The organism is Dongia sp. (assembly GCF_041906375.1).
In the GTDB taxonomy this organism is placed as follows: Bacteria; Pseudomonadota; Alphaproteobacteria; order Dongiales; family Dongiaceae; genus Dongia.
Genome location: NZ_JAYRJJ010000001.1, coordinates 356,690 through 374,057, shown reverse-complemented (window position 1 = coordinate 374,057; position 17,368 = coordinate 356,690). Strand labels below are relative to the sequence as shown.

Annotated in this window: 15 protein-coding genes; all 15 read right to left on the bottom strand. The window is 64.3% G+C overall.

The features are described from left to right. Nucleotides 1–42: 42 nt before the first annotated feature. Genes ftsA through ACE3OA_RS01690 form a run of 15 tightly spaced genes read right to left on the bottom strand, consistent with a single transcriptional unit; the run spans nucleotide 43 to nucleotide 17,290 of the window. On the bottom strand, nucleotides 43–1,299 hold the full coding sequence (gene ftsA, locus ACE3OA_RS01760; protein ID WP_374307181.1) for a cell division protein FtsA: 1,257 nt from the start codon (nucleotides 1,297–1,299) through the stop codon (nucleotides 43–45). A 20-nt stretch (nucleotides 1,300–1,319) separates the two neighbouring features. Next, complete coding sequence (locus ACE3OA_RS01755; protein ID WP_374307179.1) at nucleotides 1,320–2,315, bottom strand: cell division protein FtsQ/DivIB; 996 nt, start codon at nucleotides 2,313–2,315, stop codon at nucleotides 1,320–1,322. After that, entirely contained in the window at nucleotides 2,303–3,226 is a 924-nt protein-coding gene (locus tag ACE3OA_RS01750) for a D-alanine--D-alanine ligase (protein WP_374307176.1), read from the bottom strand. Before ACE3OA_RS01750 ends, ACE3OA_RS01755 begins: the two co-directional genes overlap by 13 nt. A 17-nt stretch (nucleotides 3,227–3,243) precedes the next feature. Next, nucleotides 3,244–4,188 carry a UDP-N-acetylmuramate dehydrogenase gene (gene murB, locus ACE3OA_RS01745; protein ID WP_374307174.1) on the bottom strand — a complete coding sequence of 315 codons (945 nt, stop codon included), beginning with the start codon at nucleotides 4,186–4,188 and terminating at the stop codon, nucleotides 3,244–3,246. Between the two features lie 11 nt (nucleotides 4,189–4,199). After that, nucleotides 4,200–5,639, bottom strand: coding sequence for a UDP-N-acetylmuramate--L-alanine ligase (gene murC / locus ACE3OA_RS01740; RefSeq protein WP_374307171.1), 1,440 nt, complete (start codon nucleotides 5,637–5,639; stop codon nucleotides 4,200–4,202). Further along, nucleotides 5,639–6,781, bottom strand: a complete 1,143-nt coding sequence (murG, locus tag ACE3OA_RS01735) for an undecaprenyldiphospho-muramoylpentapeptide beta-N-acetylglucosaminyltransferase (RefSeq protein ID WP_374307169.1) — start codon at nucleotides 6,779–6,781, stop codon at nucleotides 5,639–5,641. The genes murC and murG overlap by 1 nt, the downstream gene beginning before the upstream one ends. Further along, the gene (locus tag ACE3OA_RS01730; protein ID WP_374307167.1) at nucleotides 6,778–7,902 is read right to left on the bottom strand and encodes an FtsW/RodA/SpoVE family cell cycle protein; all 1,125 of its coding nucleotides are present in this window, start codon (nucleotides 7,900–7,902) and stop codon (nucleotides 6,778–6,780) included. The genes murG and ACE3OA_RS01730 overlap by 4 nt, the downstream gene beginning before the upstream one ends. Then, a complete protein-coding gene (gene murD, locus ACE3OA_RS01725) occupies nucleotides 7,899–9,296 on the bottom strand; it encodes a UDP-N-acetylmuramoyl-L-alanine--D-glutamate ligase (protein WP_374307165.1) in 1,398 nt (465 codons plus the stop codon). The genes ACE3OA_RS01730 and murD overlap by 4 nt, the downstream gene beginning before the upstream one ends. A gap of 6 nt (nucleotides 9,297–9,302) precedes the next feature. Continuing rightward, on the bottom strand, nucleotides 9,303–10,391 hold the full coding sequence (mraY, locus tag ACE3OA_RS01720) for a phospho-N-acetylmuramoyl-pentapeptide-transferase (protein WP_374307163.1): 1,089 nt from the start codon (nucleotides 10,389–10,391) through the stop codon (nucleotides 9,303–9,305). Between the two features lie 29 nt (nucleotides 10,392–10,420). Continuing rightward, entirely contained in the window at nucleotides 10,421–11,854 is a 1,434-nt protein-coding gene (locus ACE3OA_RS01715; RefSeq protein WP_374307160.1) for a UDP-N-acetylmuramoylalanyl-D-glutamyl-2,6-diaminopimelate--D-alanyl-D-alanine ligase, read from the bottom strand. Next, on the bottom strand, nucleotides 11,851–13,323 hold the full coding sequence (locus tag ACE3OA_RS01710) for a UDP-N-acetylmuramoyl-L-alanyl-D-glutamate--2,6-diaminopimelate ligase (protein ID WP_374307157.1): 1,473 nt from the start codon (nucleotides 13,321–13,323) through the stop codon (nucleotides 11,851–11,853). The genes ACE3OA_RS01715 and ACE3OA_RS01710 overlap by 4 nt, the downstream gene beginning before the upstream one ends. Then, complete coding sequence (locus ACE3OA_RS01705) at nucleotides 13,310–15,274, bottom strand: penicillin-binding transpeptidase domain-containing protein (RefSeq protein ID WP_374307155.1); 1,965 nt, start codon at nucleotides 15,272–15,274, stop codon at nucleotides 13,310–13,312. Before ACE3OA_RS01705 ends, ACE3OA_RS01710 begins: the two co-directional genes overlap by 14 nt. Further along, a complete protein-coding gene (locus ACE3OA_RS01700) occupies nucleotides 15,271–15,849 on the bottom strand; it encodes a hypothetical protein (protein ID WP_374307153.1) in 579 nt (192 codons plus the stop codon). The genes ACE3OA_RS01705 and ACE3OA_RS01700 overlap by 4 nt, the downstream gene beginning before the upstream one ends. After that, a complete protein-coding gene (rsmH, locus tag ACE3OA_RS01695) occupies nucleotides 15,846–16,835 on the bottom strand; it encodes a 16S rRNA (cytosine(1402)-N(4))-methyltransferase RsmH (protein ID WP_374307151.1) in 990 nt (329 codons plus the stop codon). Before rsmH ends, ACE3OA_RS01700 begins: the two co-directional genes overlap by 4 nt. Continuing rightward, nucleotides 16,832–17,290 carry a division/cell wall cluster transcriptional repressor MraZ gene (locus tag ACE3OA_RS01690; RefSeq protein WP_374307149.1) on the bottom strand — a complete coding sequence of 153 codons (459 nt, stop codon included), beginning with the start codon at nucleotides 17,288–17,290 and terminating at the stop codon, nucleotides 16,832–16,834. Before ACE3OA_RS01690 ends, rsmH begins: the two co-directional genes overlap by 4 nt. Nucleotides 17,291–17,368 lie beyond the last annotated feature (78 nt).

Genomic DNA, 17,368 nt, shown 5'->3' with positions numbered 1-17,368 from the left:
TGAGGTGCCTCCTTTTTGAGTTCGCTTATTCCGTACGCATGATCAGAAATTGTCTTTTAGCCAGGTGCCGAAACGGCCGATAAAGCCGGTCGACGCCTGTTCGCGGGCTTTGCCGGGGCGCATGACCTCGGCATCGGTTTCGAGGGCGTAAGAGAGCAGGCCGGTCGCCGTGGCAAAGGCCGGGCCATTGGTGGCGTCGGCCAGGCCATGAATGCGCAAGGGCCTGCCCATGCGCACTTGTTTGTCGAGAACGAGCGCCGAGAGTTCGCGCACGCCCGAAAGCTGGCTGGCACCGCCGGTGAGCACGACGCGGCGGCCGGCCACCTTGTCGAAGCCGGAGCTTTCCAGGCGCGAGCGCACCAGTTCGAAGGTCTCTTCGAGGCGCGGCTGGATGATGCCGATCAGGATCGAGCGCGGAATGGCGTTCATCAGGCCATTTTCCTCTTCGCCCACCTGCGGCACCTGGATGATCTCGCGCTCGTCGGCCGGGGTCGCCAGGCAATTGCCATAGAGCGTCTTCATGCGCTCGGCATGGGTGAGCGGCGTGGAAAGACCACGGGCGATATCGTTGGTGACGTGGCCACCGCCGATCGGCACCGAGTCGGTATAGACGACGTGGCCATCGAAGAAGACGGCGAGCGAGGTGGTACCAGCCCCCATATCGATCACCGTGACGCCGAGATCCATTTCGTCATCCACCAGAGTCGAAAGACCCGAGGCGAAAGGCGATACCACGAGTGCCTTGATATCGAGGTGACATTTCGCGACACAATTGGTGAGGTTGCGCACGGCACCGGCAGCTGCGGTGATGACATGCATGTCGACACCGAGTCGCTCGCCGAACATGCCGCGCGGATCGCGAATGCCCTTGGAGCCGTCGATCGAATAGCCAACCGGAATCGAATGGATGAGGCGCCGCTCGGCATTGCCGTTGATCTGACTGCCATGCATCAGCACGCGTTCGAGATCATGCTCGGCCACTTCGCGGCCCGAGAGCGGCACTTCGACGCCGACCGTCTGCGATGCCGGATACCCGCCGGAGAGATTGAGCACCACTTCCTGGATCGTCTCGCCGGCCATCTGTTCAGCGGCATGCACCGTGGAAAGAACGGCCATTTCGGCCTGTTCCATGTCGACGATGGTGCCGGCACGAACGCCGCGCGAAACCTGATGACCGATGCCGACGACATTGGGACGGCCATCATCGGCGACGCGCGCGATGAAGCAGCAGATCTTGCTGCTGCCGACATCGATGGCGGCGATCAATCCGTTCTTGGGCGCGATGCGTGGCTTCTTCATCTTTCTTGCCTTGTCGCCCTTCAGGTCGCGTTGTTCTTGGCGGCCGGCGCCGAAACGGGCGTCAGCACGGGGTTGATTCCGGGCGCGGTCTTGTCGGTTTTCTTGTTCGCACCGCCTTCTGCGCCTTCGTCTTGACCGGACGTCGCCGGATGCGCCTGGCGCACCACGAGCTTGTCGTCCTGCCGGAGGTCGACGATGCTGATATCCTTGTCGAGCAGATGATGCTGCCGCTCAAGGCCGGCAAAACGCGCCCAGGCCGCAGCGGCATTCACTTCCGGCAGCTTCACGTCGACGCCGTTGTCGAGACGCAGGTTCCACCGGCGATTGCCGACGAGGACGGCCGCGGTGACGCGCTTCTGCAATGTGGGTTCGAGGGCCAGCATGGCAAATAGATCGCCGGCCTTTTGCGGCGCCGCATCGCCGACGATGACCGGCAGCTTGCCGAAGCGCGCCACATCCTTCACAGCCAGCACGTCGCCGGTCCGACTGACCAGATAGAAGTCGCCCTTCTTCTGCCACAGGGCCAGGGGTTCCGCTTCGGTCAGCGTCACCCGCAAGGTTCCCGGCAAACGCCGCTCGACCACCGCCGAGGTAACCCAGGGCAGGTCGACGATACGTTGGCGCGCCGCTTCAAGGTCAATGTCGAGGATCGGGTCGCCCTTCATCGCGCCCAGAGCCAGCATGATGTCCTGCTTGGGCGTTTCCTTGCGCCCGTCGACTTCGAGCGTCGCCAGCGCATAGCCGGCATCGGCCGTCGCGGAGACGAAGTGCGCGCTCGTCGCTGCGCTGAGATAACCGATCCAGCCGCTGGCAAAGCTCCAATAACCGACGCCGCCCACAGCAGTGCTGATGCCCAGGATCAGACCCCAGGTGGCCAGGTGACGCTCAAGTGCCGAACGCGGGCGCTTGCGTACCGGCACGCGCTGCGTAGCGCTCACCTGGCGCTTGCGCAGCACACCGCCCGCCAAGGGCAGCGTGGCGGCAGCAGCACCCCTATGAGCGCTTACGCGTCGCATTCAGCGTGCTCCACCATCCAGGAAACAAGTTCGGGATAGGAAATACCGGCATGCCGCGCCATTTCCGGCACCAGGCTGAGCTCCGTCATACCCGGCTGCGTGTTGGTCTCCAGGATGTAGACGTTGGCGATTCCGCCAGCACCCGTGTCGTCATAGCGGAAATCGGAGCGCGACACGCCGCGGCAACCCAAGGCCTGATGCGCCGCCACCGCCATGCGCTGGATTTCAGCATAAACCTCGGTGGGAAGCGGCGCCGGAATGAGATGCTCGGTGCGACCGCCCGTATATTTGTTGGCGTAGTCGTAGAAGCCCGATTTGGGACGCAGCTCCGTCACCGCCATCGCCTTGTCGCCCATGACGCCACAGGTCAGTTCGCGGCCCGGGACAAAGCGTTCCGCCAGCACCATGTCGCCGAACGGCCAGTCGATGCCGGCGAAGGGCTTGGCATTGTCGCCTTCTTTGATGATGGTGACGCCGACACTGGAGCCTTCGTTGAACGGCTTCACGACATAGGGACGCGGCATCGGATCGCCCGCCACCACTTCGGCCCTGGTCAGCAGCTTGCCTTCCGGCACGCGGAGACCGGCGGCAACGAACAGGCGCTTGGCTACCGGCTTGTCCATGGCCAGCGCCGAGGCCATCAGGCCGGAATGGGTATAGGGGATCTTCAGCAGGTTGAGGACACCCTGGATATTGCCGTCCTCGCCGAAGCGCCCATGAAGGGCATTGAAGACGACGTCCGGCTTCTGCGCCTTCAACTGCGCGATGACGCTGCCGAGGTCGGCGCCCGCATCGAGCGTCTCGACGACATAGCCCGCCTCCTTAAGTGCTGCCGCACAATTGGCGCCGGAGGCCAGGGAGACCTCGCGCTCTGCCGACAAACCACCCATCAGGACCGTGACGCGCTTCATACTCTCAGATACTCCGTTTACGCTTCAGACTTGGCGGCGATCGCCAGCGGAGAATCCGCCGGCACGCCAATGCGCTTGATTTCCCAGGCGAGTTCGATGCCGCTGGTTTCCTTGACGCGGCGACGCACCATCTCACCCAGTGTTTCGATCTCGGCAGCAGTGGCATTGCCGGTGTTGATGAGGAAGTTGCAATGCTTCTCCGACACCATGGCTCCACCCAGCGTGAGGCCACGGCAACCGGCCTGATCGACCAATTGCCAGGCCTTGCCACCCACTGGATTGACGAAAGTGCTGCCGCCCGTCCGTGCCCGCACCGGCTGGCTCTCCTCGCGCGCCGCCTGGATCTCGTTGAGACGCTGCTGAATGGCAGCGGCATCGCCCGCCTGGCCGGCAAGTTCGGCCCCGCAGAAAATCCAGTCATCCGGCACGGCGCTGTGACGATAGGTGAAGCCCATGCCATCCTTGTCGAGCCGATGCAGCACGCCCTTGCGGTCAAGTGCAGTCGCGCCGACGAAAACGGCCGCCAGATCGCTGCCATAAGCGCCGGCATTCATGCGGCAGGCGCCACCGATCGTGCCCGGAATGCCGGAGAGGAATTCGAGGCCACCGATGCCGGCGGCGCGAGCGGCAAGCGCCACGTTGAGATCGAGTGCTGCAGCACCGGCATAGACATGCGTACCTTCGGTACGAATCTCGGCAAAGGCTCTCCCTAAGCGGATGACGACGCCCGGAATGCCGCCATCGCGCACCAGCAGGTTGGACCCGACGCCGAGCATTGTGATGGCAACATCCTGCGGGCAGCCGGCGAGGAAGGCCTGCAGATCGGCGACATCGGCGGGCTTGAACAGGACCTCCGCCGGACCGCCGACGCGGAACCAGGTGACTTTGGCAAGGCTCGCACCTTCGGTAAGCCGGCCGCGGACCGCGGGCAGCCTTTCCAGAAGCGAGAATTGTCTCGTCATGGCCTGCCTCATCATTTGGCCTCGAGCAGCGGCTTGAGTTCAGCGGGAAGTGCATGCGCCCAAGTTGTGATCGTGCCGGCCCCGAGACACACGACCAGGTCGCCGCCATGCACCAGCGGCGCCACCATGGCGGCGAGATCCTTGGGGTCGGAAAGGTGTTCGACATGCCGATGGCCGCGCTCGCGCAGGCCCTGCACAAGCGCTTGGCCATTCACGCCTTCGATCGGCGATTCACCGGCAGCATATACATCGGCGATGATGACATGATCGGCATCGTTGAAGCAGGTGCAGAAATCCTCGAACAGATTGCCGAGGCGCGAATAGCGGTGCGGCTGCATCACGGCGATCACCTTGCCGGTCGTTCCACCGACACCGGATGCCTGAGTAGCCTGGCGCGCCGCCTTCAGTACCGCGGCAATCTCGACCGGATGATGGCCGTAATCGTCGATCACCGTGACGCCGGCCACTTCGCCGGTCCGCGTGAAGCGGCGCTTGACCCCGCCAAAGCCGGCAAGGCCCTTGCGCAAGGTATCGTCATCGACACCCATCTCATTGGCGACGGCGATGGCGGCGAGGCTGTTCTGCACATTGTGCTGGCCGACCATGGGCAGCTTCATGTTCTTGATTTCCCGCTCCGTCTCGCGGAAGCGGTCACTGATCACGACAGTGAAGGTCGAGCCCGACGGCGCCATTTCGATGTCGACGGCACGGATATCGGCCTGCGGCGAGAAGCCGTAAGTGATGATGCGCCGATCGGCGAGGCGCGGGATCATCGCCTGCACCACCGGATGGTCGATGCAAAGTGCTGCAAACCCGTAGAACGGGATATTCTTGACGAATTCCTCATAGGCCCGGTTCATCGCATCGACTGAGCCGTAATGGTCGAGATGCTCGGGGTCCATGTTGGTGACGATGGCGATGGTCGCCGGCAGCTTCACGAACGTGCCGTCGCTCTCGTCCGCTTCGACCACCATCCAGTCACCGGCGCCGAGGCGCGCATTGGTGCCGTAATTGTTGATGATGCCGCCATTGATGACGGTGGGATCGAATCCGCCGGCTTCGAGGAGAGCCGCCACCAAAGACGTGGTCGTCGTCTTGCCATGGGTCCCGCCGATGGCAACCGACCATTTGAGGCGCATCAGTTCGCCCAGCATCTCGGCGCGACGCACGACGGGCAGCCATTTGGCGCGGGCGGCCAGCACTTCAGGGTTATCCGGCTTCACGGCGGAAGAAATGACGATGACGGCGGCATCAGCCAGATTCTCGGCACGGTGGCCGATCTCGACCGGAATGCCTTTGTCCTTCAGGCGCTTGGTGTTGTAGCTGTCGGCGAGATCCGAGCCGCGCACTTTATAGCCGAGATTGTGCAGAATCTCGGCAATGCCGCTCATGCCGATGCCGCCGATGCCGACAAAATGGATGACGCCGATGTCGAGTGGTAGGGCGCGCATCAAACCTGCTCCGTCTTCAAATTCTGTTGCCGGCTCGCCGGGACGAGCCCCATCACCACATCGGCAAGGCGCTCGGCGGCATCGCGTCGGCCAAGTTTCTTGGCAGCGGCGGCGGCGAGGTCGAGCCGGTCGGGATGGTTGAGGATGGTGGTGAGCCGCTCGGCGATTGAGGCCGGCGACAGGGCGGATTCCGTGAGCACCCAGCCGGCACCCGGGCCTTCGAGCGCACGGGCATTGGCCAATTGATGATCATCGATCGAATTGGGCAGCGGCACCATCAGGGAGGGACGCCCGGCGGCGGTCAGCTCCGTCACCGTCGAGGCACCCGATCGGCACAAGACGAGATGAGCGATGGCAAGACGCGCAGGCATGTCGTCGAAGAAGGGCTTCAACTCGACCGCAAGTCCGGTCGCCTTGTAGGCGTCGGCAACACTCTCCAAATCTTCGGGGCGGCACTGCTGTACGATGCGCAGGCGGTTGCGCAGCTCGGCCGACATCAAAGCGATGCCCGCCGGAATGTGGCGCGAAAAGGAACGGGCACCGAGGCTGCCGCCAAAAATAAGCAGGTTGATCGGCTCGAAACCGCGCGGCGCGCGATAAGGCTGGTCGGCCAAGGCTGCGATTGCGGGACGCACCGGATTGCCTGTGACGACGCGCTTCTCAGCGGGCAAATCGTCGGTAAAGCGTACTTGCGGGAAGCTCAGCGCGACCTTGCTCGCCCGCTTCATCAGGAAGCGGTTGGCACGGCCGGCGACGGCATTCTGTTCGTGCAGCACCGTGCGGCTCTCGCGCTGCTGCGCGGCCAGCAAGGGCGGAACGGACGGATAGCCGCCAAAACCGACCGTCACGAGCGGGTCAAGGCGCTTGATCAGGCTGCGGCACTGGAAATAGCCGAGCGCCAGGCGGGCAATATTCTTCACCTTCGGCACCAGCCCCTTGCCGGCGACACCGCCGGAAGAGACGTGATGGACGGCGACCTCCGGCAGGCGGTTGCCGAAACCCTGACCGCGCTCGTCGGTGATGAGATCGATGCGGCAGCCACGGCGCAGCAGGGCTTCCGCCAGTGCTTCCGCCGGGAACATATGGCCGCCGGTCCCACCGGCAGCGAGCACGATTTGCGCCCGGTTATCGTTGGCGATCATGGCTCGACGCTCCCCGGGAAGCGCCGGCGGGTGAGCGCCAGCAGCATGCCGACGCCAAGCCCGATGGCCACGATGGACGAGCCGCCATAGGAAATGAACGGCAAGGTCATGCCCTTGGTCGGCATCAGATGCAGGGTCGACGCCATGTTGACGATGGCCTGCAGGCCAAACGAGGTGACCAGGCCCGTGGCGGCCAGGATGATGAAATGATTGTGCTCGCCCAGCAGTCGCGACAGGGCGCGCAGCACGATGAAGGCAAAGAGCGCCACCAGGATGAGACAGACGATGAGGCCGAATTCCTCCCCTGCCACCGCGAAGACGAAATCGGCATGGGCATCGGGCAGAACCAACTTCACGGAGCCCTCGCCCGGACCCTTGCCGTAAAGACCGCCATTCTGGAAGGCTTCGAGCGCACGGTCGATTTGATAGGTATCGCCGCTCGCCGGATTGAAGAATTGATCGACGCGCTCGGTCACGTGCGGCAGGGCGAAATAGGCGCCGACCAGACCGGCAACGCCGGCGCCCACCAGCAGCAATACCCAGAAGATGGGAAGGCCGGCGATAAAGAACTGGGCCGCCCAGGTCGCGGTGACGACGGCCGTCATACCGAGATCCGGCTGCTTCAGCAGCACCGCAACGACTGCGAGATAGGCGCCGATGGCGATGATATTGCCCGGCGCGCTCGGCGACGTCTTCTGCAGCGAGAACATCCAGGCGGCAAAGATGGCAAAGCAGGGCTTCAGGAATTCAGAGGGTTGCAGGGACAGCGGCCCCACCGAAATCCAGCGCGTCGCCCCCTTGATCTCGACACCGAAAAAGAGTGTCAGCACGGTCAGACCGAAGAAGACGAAGAACAGGATGACGCCCAGGCGCCGCACCTGCTTGGCCGACAGCATGGAGACGAAGACGACTGTCGCCAGCGCCAAGGGCAACATGGCGTAATGGCGGCGAACCAGAGCGAAGCTGTCCATGCCGATGCGCGTCGCGACGGCCGGGCTTGCGGCGAGGACCAGGATGGCGCCGATGAAGGCGAGTGCCACGACGGCCGCCAGCATCCAGCGGTCGACCGTCCACCACCATTGCGCCACCATCGAGCGGTCGGTGCGGGCAAAGCCTCTCATGCCGCCCCCTTTCTGCCCGCGATGTCTTCTACCAGGGCACGGAAGCGATTGCCGCGGATTTCGAAGTTCGGGTACTGGTCGAAGGAAGCACAGGCCGGCGACAGCAGCACAACCGCACCCGGCTTCTTTTCGCGCTGGGCCAGGGCATGGGCATCAGCCACGGCCTTTTCCAGCGTGCCACTCATCGTGGTCGGGAAGGCCCGGTTGATCTGCTTGAAGAAGGCCGCGGCCGCTTCGCCGATCAGGAAGCCGTGGCGGATCTTGCCGTAATAGGGCTCGAGGCCGGCGAGGCCGCCTTCCTTCGGTTTGCCGCCGATGATCCAATAGATGTTGTCGTAGCAGGCCAGCGCCTTTTCGGCGGCATCGGCATTGGTCGCCTTGCTATCGTTGATATAGCGGATGCCGCCCATGGTCGCGACCAGCTCCTGGCGATGGGCGAGGCCCGGATAGCTCTGGAAGCCGGCGACAATCTCTTCCGGCTGCAGGCCCAGCGCCTTCACGGCGACATAGGCCGCGGCGGCATTCTGCCAATTGTGCTTGCCGGGCAGGCTCGCGATCGACTTCAGGTCGAGCACGGTCACGGATGCGCCCTTGAGCGCGTCGATGAGGCGACCGTCCTTGTCGACATAGACGCCGTTTGTCACCGGCTTTTCGGCCGAGATCGGGATGAGACGACGCCCCTGATCCTTCAGCGCCGTGAATGTAGCCCGGCTCGGCGCATCGTCCTGGCCGACGATACCGATGCTGGATTTGCCTTTCGGGCGCAGGATGGCCTGTTTCGAGGTGATATAGCCCTCCATCCCGCCATGGCGATCGAGATGATCCGGCGTGATGTTGAGGAGCAGGGCGATGTCGGCCAATGGCGTCGGCGTGATGTCGAGTTGATAGGAGGAAAGCTCCAGCACATAGATGCCGTCGATCCCGACCGGCGCCAGCGACAGAGCGGCCTGACCGAGATTGCCGCCCACCTCGACCCGGCGGCCGGCGGCTTTCAGCACATGGGCGATGAGCGTCGTCGTCGTGGATTTGCCGTTGGTGCCGGTGATGCACACGAAGCGCGCCTGCGGCTGCGCCAGCGCCAGCAATTCGATATCCGAAATGATCGGCTTGCCCGCCGCCTTGGCCGCCGCTGCTACCGGATGCGGGGTCGGATGCGTATGCGGGATGCCCGGGCTCATGACCAGCGCGTCGATGCCCGTCCAGTCGACATCCTTCAGATTGACCAGAATGTCGGCCGGTACCGCGGCGCGCGCGGTCTCAGAATCGTCCCAGGCCAGCACGCGCGCACCGGAACGGATCAGCGCCTCCGCCGTCGCAGCACCGGAACGGCCGAGGCCCAGCACCGCATAGGTGCCGCCGGCGATTCCAGGAATATGCAGGCTGAGTTCGCTCATCTTCCCCTAGCGCAGCTTCAAGGTGGCAAGGCCGATCAGCGCCAGCACGGCGGCGACGATCCAGAAGCGGATGACGATGGTTGGTTCCGCCAGGCCCTTCTTTTCATAATGGTGATGCAGCGGTGCCATGCGGAAGACCCGCTTGCCGGTCAATTTGAAGCTCATCACCTGGACGATCACCGAGACCGTCTCCAGGACGAACAAGCCGCCGATGATGGCCAGCACCAGCTCATGCTTGGTGATGACGCTGATGGCGCCTAAGGCACCGCCCATGCTCAAGGACCCTGTATCGCCCATGAACACCATGGCCGGCGGCGCGTTGAACCACAGGAAGCCGAGGCCCGCCCCGCAAAGTGCCCCGCAGAAGACGGCAAGCTCGCCCGAGCCGGGCACGAAATGCAGCTGCAGATATTCGGCAAAGATCTGGTTGCCGACGAGATAGGCGATAAAGGCGAAGCAGGCGGCAGCGATCATCACCGGCACCGTGGCAAGGCCGTCGAGACCGTCGGTGAGGTTGACCGCGTTGGACGAGCCCATCATCACCAGCGCGCCGAAGGGAATGAAGCCGAGGCCCAGCGGGACGAGCAAATCCTTGAAGAAGGGAAGTGCCACGCTGGTGCCGATGGCTGCCGGCTGGTGCGCCACCACAACGGTCGTGGCGATAAGGCCGATCAGACCCTGGCCCACCAGCTTGAAGCGGCCGTTGAGCCCCTTGGTGTTGCGCTTGGTCAGCTTGAGGAAGTCGTCCGCAAAACCGATACCGCCGAAGCCGATGGTGACGAACAGCACCACCCAGACATAGATGTTGGAAAGATCCGCCCACAGCAGCGTGGTGATGCTGGCCGAGAGCAGGAACATCAGGCCGCCCATCGTGGGCGTGCCTTTCTTGGTGAGAAGATGGCTTTCCGGCCCATCGCTGCGAATCGGCTGGCCGTCCCGCTGCAATTTCTTCAGCCAGCGGATCATGCCGGGGCCGATGACGAGGGTCAGGAAGAAGGCGAACAGGATCGCGCCGCCGCTACGGAAAGTTAGGTAGCGGAACAGGTTGAAGACGCGCATGTCTTCGGCCAACGGTGCGAGCAGATTATAGAGCATGCCTCCCCTTCACTTCCCCTCTGGTCTCTTCAATGACCGTTTGCGGCTTTGGGCCGCGCTGTTGCATGAACATCCATGTCGCGGATCGCCTCGACGATCGGCGCCATGCGGGTGCCCAGGGACCCCTTCACCAGCACGATGTCGTTGGGCCGGATGGCCTTGGTCGCCAAAGCCACCATGGCAGTCGATTCTGCGGTATGGGCGCCGCGCATGCCTTCCGGCAACAGCGCGAACAATTCACCCATCAGCGGACCAACCAGAAAGGCGCTGTCGATACTGCCGGCAATGAGATCGTCCTTCAGCCCGCGATGCAGGCCCGGCCCTTCCTGGCCCAGTTCGCGCATGTCACCGAGGATGACGAGGCGACGACCGCCGGCTGCGATCGGCAGGCCGGCCAGCACCGCAAAAGCGGCGCGCATTGCGGCCGGGCTCGCATTGTAGGATTCGTCCATCAGGGTGAACGTGCCGGCGGCCAGCCGGATTTCTTCCCTGTAGCCGCGGCCTTTAAGCGGAATGGCCCCGGCAAGGTCCTTGGCCGCGCGCGCGACATGCGCGCCGAGCGCCTTGACGGCACCAAGCACGGCCAGCGCATTGATCGCCTGATGGCGACCGGCGAGACCGGTTGAGAATTCCATTTCCTTGCCGAAAACGTCGGCGCGGACGCGATTGCCGGTCGAGCTCGTTTCGCAAGCCAGCAATTTCACATCGCTTGCCGGGTCGGCGCCAAAGCTCACGATGTTGGCGATGCCGAGATCCTTGGCGCGCTTGCTCATCCGCTCGAAATGCGGATTGTCGCGCGGCAGTACGGCGGCTCCGCCCGGTTCCAGACCCTCGAGGATTTCCGCCTTGGCATCGGCAATCTCGGCCACCGAGTTGAAGAACTCGATATGCACCGCCTCGACAGTGGTGATAACGGCGACATGCGGACGAACCATCCGGGCGAGCGGCCGGATTTCGTCGGCATGGTTCATGCCGAGCTCGAAGATACCGATCTCGGTGCCGCGCGGCATGCGCGCCAGCGACAACGGCGCGCCCCAATGATTGTTGAGATTGCCTTCTGAGGCAAACGTGCGGGCCTGCGCCGTCAGCACGGTCTTGAGCATTTCCTTGGTGCTGGTTTTGCCGACGCTGCCGGTGATGGCGATGAATTTCGCTTCCGAGCGATTGCGCGCGGCGGCACCCAGGTCCTGCAATGCCTGCAGTGTGTCCTTGACCAGCACGATCGGCGCGCTTGCGGCGACACCGTCGGGCAAACGATGGGCGATGACGCCGGCAGCACCGCTGGCGAGCGCCCCGGCGATATAGTCATGCCCGTCGAAATTCGGCCCCTGCAAGGCGATGAAGAGATCGCCCTTGCCCACCTTGCGGCTGTCGATGGAAACGCCGGTCGCAGCAAATGCCACCTGTGCGGTGCCTTTGACCGCGGCGGCAATCTCGGCGGAAGCCCAGAGGATCTCGCTCATGCGGCCCCCCGGCTGAGTTCCTCGGCGCAATGCCGCGCCACTTGGCTGTCGTCGAAATCGAACTTCTTGTCGCCCACGATCTGATAGGTCTCATGCCCCTTGCCGGCGATGACCAGGAGATCGCCGCCCTTGAGGTCCCGCATGGCGGCGCGGATCGCGGCCGCGCGGTCGCCGATCTCGATGGCGCCGGGGGCTGCGGCCAGGATTTCGGCGCGAATGGTGGCCGGGTCTTCGCTCCGGGGATTGTCGTCGGTCACCACCACGCGGTCGGCAAGACGCGTCGCCAGCGCCCCCATTTCCGGCCGCTTGCCCTTGTCTCGGTCGCCGCCGCAGCCGAACACCACGACCAGGCGGCCGCTGGTATGTGGGCGCAGCGTACTCAAGACGGCGTCCAATCCGGCCGGCTTGTGCGCATAGTCGACATAGACGGCAGCACCGGACGGCGTCGTCGCCACACGCTCGATGCGGCCATGGACGCCGGTCAGGCGGTCGATCATCCGCACCGCCATGCCGGGCTCCTCGCCCTCGCCGATGACGAGGCCGAGAGCCGTCAGCAGGTTTTCAGCCTGGAAGAGACCAGCCACGGAGAAGGTGACGTCAAAGCGCTGGCCGAATACGTCGAGCGACAATTGCTGGCCGGTCGCCAGCGGCTGCTGCTTGACGATCCTGAGGTCGCCCGATTTGCGGCCGAAGGTGATGATGCGGTGATGCCGAGACTTCGCCAAGGCGATGATGCGATCGCTTTCGGCGATATCGGCATTGATGACGGCAGCCCCGCCGGCCGGCAGAAGCTCGGCAAAGAGGCGCAGCTTGGCGGTGAGATAGGCTTCCATCGTCAGGTGATAGTCGAGATGGTCGCGGGTAAGATTGGTGAAGGCCGCGGCCGACACTTCGACGCCGTCGAGGCGGAACTGGTCAAGGCCGTGGCTCGAAGCTTCCATCGCCAGATGGTCGATATTCTTTTCGGCCAGTTCCGCCAGCAGCTCATGCAGCTTCAGCGGATCGGGCGTGGTGAGCGATTCACCGTATTCGATGCCGGGACCGATGAGGCCGATAGTGCCGAGGCTCGCGGCGCGGTGCCCGAGCAGGGTCCACAGCTGGCGGGCAAAGACCGTGGTCGAGGTCTTGCCGCTGGTGCCGGTCACAGCGGCGATGATCTTGGGCTGGCGATGATAGAAACGGGCGGCGATCTTGGCCAGCGCCAGGCGCGGATGATCGGCTTCGATCAGGGCAACATGTTGGGGTACCTGAGGCCGCTGGCCGGTGGCGACCAGGATGGCCACGGCGCCGGCAGAGACCGCTGCCGGCACAAAGCTCAATCCGTCGAGCTTGGCGCCCGGCAGGGCGGCAAAGAGATGGCCTGGCGCCACGACGCGCGAATCAAGCGACAAGCCGGTAATGCGCGCGGCATCTCCGCTGCCGGGTTGCACAAGGCGGGCATGGCCGCCGATGAGATCATTCAACAGCAAGGGGCATTCCTTCCGTCTCCAGCGGCGCCTCCGGCGCCGGCGGAGTCGTCACGTCGTTGTTCGTCGCCGAGACCGGGGTGGCGCCGAACGGCTTTGCCTTGAATACCAGTGGAGCATTGCCGTCATTCGTCTCGGTCGCCGGCGATTCAGTGGTCGATGAATCGGGCGCCGGCGCGGCAGCTTGAATGACGTTCGATTTCGCCTTTTTTGAGGCGGCGGAATCGTAATCGGCGACCATCGCAACCAGCGGGTTCTGTGCCAGCGGTGAATCATCCGGAATGGGGGAAATGCCCATCAACGGCGCCATGCGCTGCACCAGCGCGCCGACGACAGGCGCTGCCACCCAGCCGGCCGTCGCATAGCCGTAGGAATGGGCATTGGGCTTGGGCTCGTCGATCAGCACGACCACGGCATAGCGCGGCGCGCTCATCGGGAAGGCAGCAACGAAAGCCGCCATGCGGGCGTTTTCGCTATAGCCCCTGCCCTCCTGCTTGTCGGCGGTACCGGTCTTGCCGCCGACCAGATAACCCGGCGCATTCGCCTTCTTGCCGGTGCCGACCTGGACCACGAGGCGCATCAGCTGGCGCATCTGCGCCGAGGTCTGTTCGGAAATGACCCGCGTGCCGGTCTCGACTTCATGCGCGGCCCGCTTCAGCAGGGTCGGCTGACGGAGAGTGCCGCCATTGGCGATGGCGCCCACAGCGGAAACAACCTGGATCGGCGCCACCGACAGGCCGTGACCATAGGAGATGGTCATGGTGTTCACCCGACGCCAGTTCTTCGGATATTGCGGCTCACCGATTTCGGCAAGTTCGACCGGCGATTTAGTCAGCAGGCCAAAGCGCTGCAGATAGGTCTTCTGCACTTCGGCGCCGAACGCGTCGGCAAGCTTGGCCGAGCCGATATTGGAGGAATAGGTGAAGATCTCCGGAATGCTCAGCCAGCGATGCTTGCCGTGATAGTCGTCGATCGAAAAGCGGCCGATCTTGATGGAGTGCGTGGCGTCAAAGCCGCCGGCTAAGGTCGTCGTACCGGAATCAAGGCCGATCGCCGTATTGAACAGCTTGAAGGTCGAGCCCATTTCGTAGGTGCCGAGCGTCGCACGGTTGAAGCGCGCGTCGTCGGTCGCTTCGCCGGGGCGCGCCGGATCGAAATCAGGCAGCGAGACCAGCGCCAGCAATTCGCCGGTCTGGATATCCATCACCATCCCGGCACCGCCGATGGCGGTGAAGTCGGTCATGGCGCGGCTGATTTCTTCGTGCAGGATATGCTGAATGCGGACGTCGATGGACAGCTGCAGCGGTCGCTGGCCACCGGCCAGGACATCGTCGAAGGACCGTTCGACGCCGGCCAAGCCCCGTGAATCGACATCGGCGAAGCCGACCACATGGGCGGTGAGATTGCCCTGCGGGTAGACGCGCTTGGTCTCGTATTGGAAATAGAGGCCCGGAACGCCGAGGCGGTTCACCGCCTGCTGCTGCTTGGGCGTGAGGTTCCGCTTCAACCAGATGAAGCTCTTGTCAGCCGAGAGCTTGGCCGCGGTAGGGCTCGCCGGCATGTCGGGCAGGATCTCGGCCAATTGCGCCGCCACTGCATCCGGCTCGCGGATCTGGTGCGGATTGGCATAAAGCGAAGCGGTGGTGAGCGACGTCGCCAGCACCACGCCATTGCGATCGAGGATGTCGGCACGGTCGGCGCTGGGCGCCACGGCAACGCGCATCGTCTCGTGATCGCCCGGAATCAGGGTTACCGCGGCCAGGCGCACGGCGATGACGACGAAGGCCACGGCAAAGAGACCGAGGCCCAGCATCAGGCGGTTGTGGCTGACCTCGAGTGCGCGACGCTGCAGGCCATCGGGCTCCGGCTGCAAGGCAATCGGATTGATCACCGGCTGGGCGCGCTGCGCCTTGTAGCTCGGCTGGGTATTGCTGTTGCTGCGCAGGCGGATCATTCGACACCTGCCTCGTTGGCCGGTTCCGTCTTGCCCGTGCCGGCTTCCGGCTGCGCGTCACCTTGATTGGCCTGCATGTCCTGCAGGATGGCGCGAATGGTCGCGTCATCCTCCTCGGCGGCCGGCGCTGGCTTGCCGGCGGAGGTGCTGAAGACCGGGTCGTTCTGCGGTTCGGGCGCAGGAGTCACCACCTTGGTCGAAACCGGCGTCGCCACGACGTCGCCACCTGCTTCCGGCCCTGCTGCTTCGGGCGCTGCCGCCAGTGGCGGCAGGGCGGGTACGGCATCAGTCGCGCCGGCCGGGCGCGGCGCGAGGCCGTCGAAGGTCGCAATCTGGCTTGCCATCACCGGCGCCAGATCCGTGTGACGGCGCGTGAGGTCCGCCAGGCGCACCGGATCGTTGAGATAGCTCCATTCCGCCTCGAGCACGCGCATCGCCTCATGGTCAGCCGCGATCTGGCGGTTGACCTTGCGCAGTTCGCGTTCCTTCGACTGCACGGCATATTTGACCTGGAACAGGCCGACACCGAGCATGGCAAGCACGACGAACCAGACGATGGTGCCGATGCGGATCATGCCGCCACCTCGCCACCCGCATTTTCTGCACCGATCTTCTCGGCAACGCGCAGCCGCGAGGAACGCGCGCGCGGATTGGCGGCGATCTCAGCCTCGGAGGGCGTAATGCCTTGGGGTGAAATGAGGCGCAGTGTCGGCTTGGTCTCCGCCAGCTCCGGCAGATGCCGCGAGCCCTTCGGGTTGCGGCCAGCGCGTTCACGCATGAAATGCTTCACGCGGCGATCTTCCAGCGAGTGGAATGAGACGATGGCCATGCGCCCGCCCGGCGCCAGCAGCCGTTCCGCCGCATCAAGACCGCGGTCGATCTCGCCCATCTCGTCATTCACGGCAATGCGCAGCGCCTGGAAGGTGCGGGTCGCGGGATCGATGCGGTCCGCACCGCTGGGGCCTACCGCGCGACGCACGATTTCCGCAAGGCGCGACGTCGTGGTGATCGGCGCCAGGGCGCGCGCAGCGACAATGGCCTTGGCGACGCGGCGCGCCTTCTTCTCCTCGCCGAACGTAAAAATGAGATCGGCCAGCGGTCGCTCGGCCATGTCGTTGACGATGTCGGCGGCACTTTCGCCCGCCTGCTCCATGCGCATGTCCAAAGGACCGTCAAAGCGGAACGAGAACCCGCGCTCCGCCTCGTCGATCTGCATCGAGGAAACGCCGAGATCGAGTGTCACGCCATTGACCGCGCGGATGCCGCGCTCGGCGAGCAGTTCGACCATATCGCCGAAGCGGCCCTGGATCACATGCAGGCGGCCGGCAAATTCCTTGACCAGGTCATGAGCGCCGGCAATGGCGTTGGGATCGCGGTCGATGGCGAAGACCGTGCAATTGGCGGCTTCCAGGATGGCGCGGGAATAGCCACCGGCGCCGAACGTCCCGTCGACATAGATGGCACCGTCTTGCGGAGCAGAATTGTCGGCGCCCCCATGACGCACGTTCAGCGCTGCGACCACTTCAGCCAGCAGCACCGGTTGATGACGCTGGCCCGTCATTGCGCACCGCCGCCGTTCTTGAGCGTCATGCCCTTTTCGAGCGCACGGCGGCGGGCCTCGGCGCGATGCGCTTCAAGGGCGGCCGGCTGCCAGATCTCGAAGATCTCGCCGCGGCCGACAAAGGCCGCTTCTTCGCCGAGCTTGGCGTGGGCGATCAGAGCTTCCGGGAGCACGATGCGGCCTTCGCCGTCGAAACCGAGTTGCTTGGCTTCCGAGAACAGCGTGATGGAAAGATCGTCATGGGCATCGGAGAAGAGATCGACGCTGCCCATCTTCTCAACGAGCTTCTGCATCCAGTCGATGCCGGCGCATTGCAGAGCGTCGTAACGGAAACCTGGCAATGCCACGATGCCGTTGAAATTCTGTCCGGTCAGCGCAGCACGGAACGTCGCCGGGACGGAGACCCGTCCCTTCTTGTCGATCCGGTTGACGAATGTGTCGATGAACAATGCCATCGGACGCCAGACACCCCTTTACGCCAACTCTGCGTGCGTGGCCGGCGCGCCACCCAATTCCCATCCACCCGAACCGCT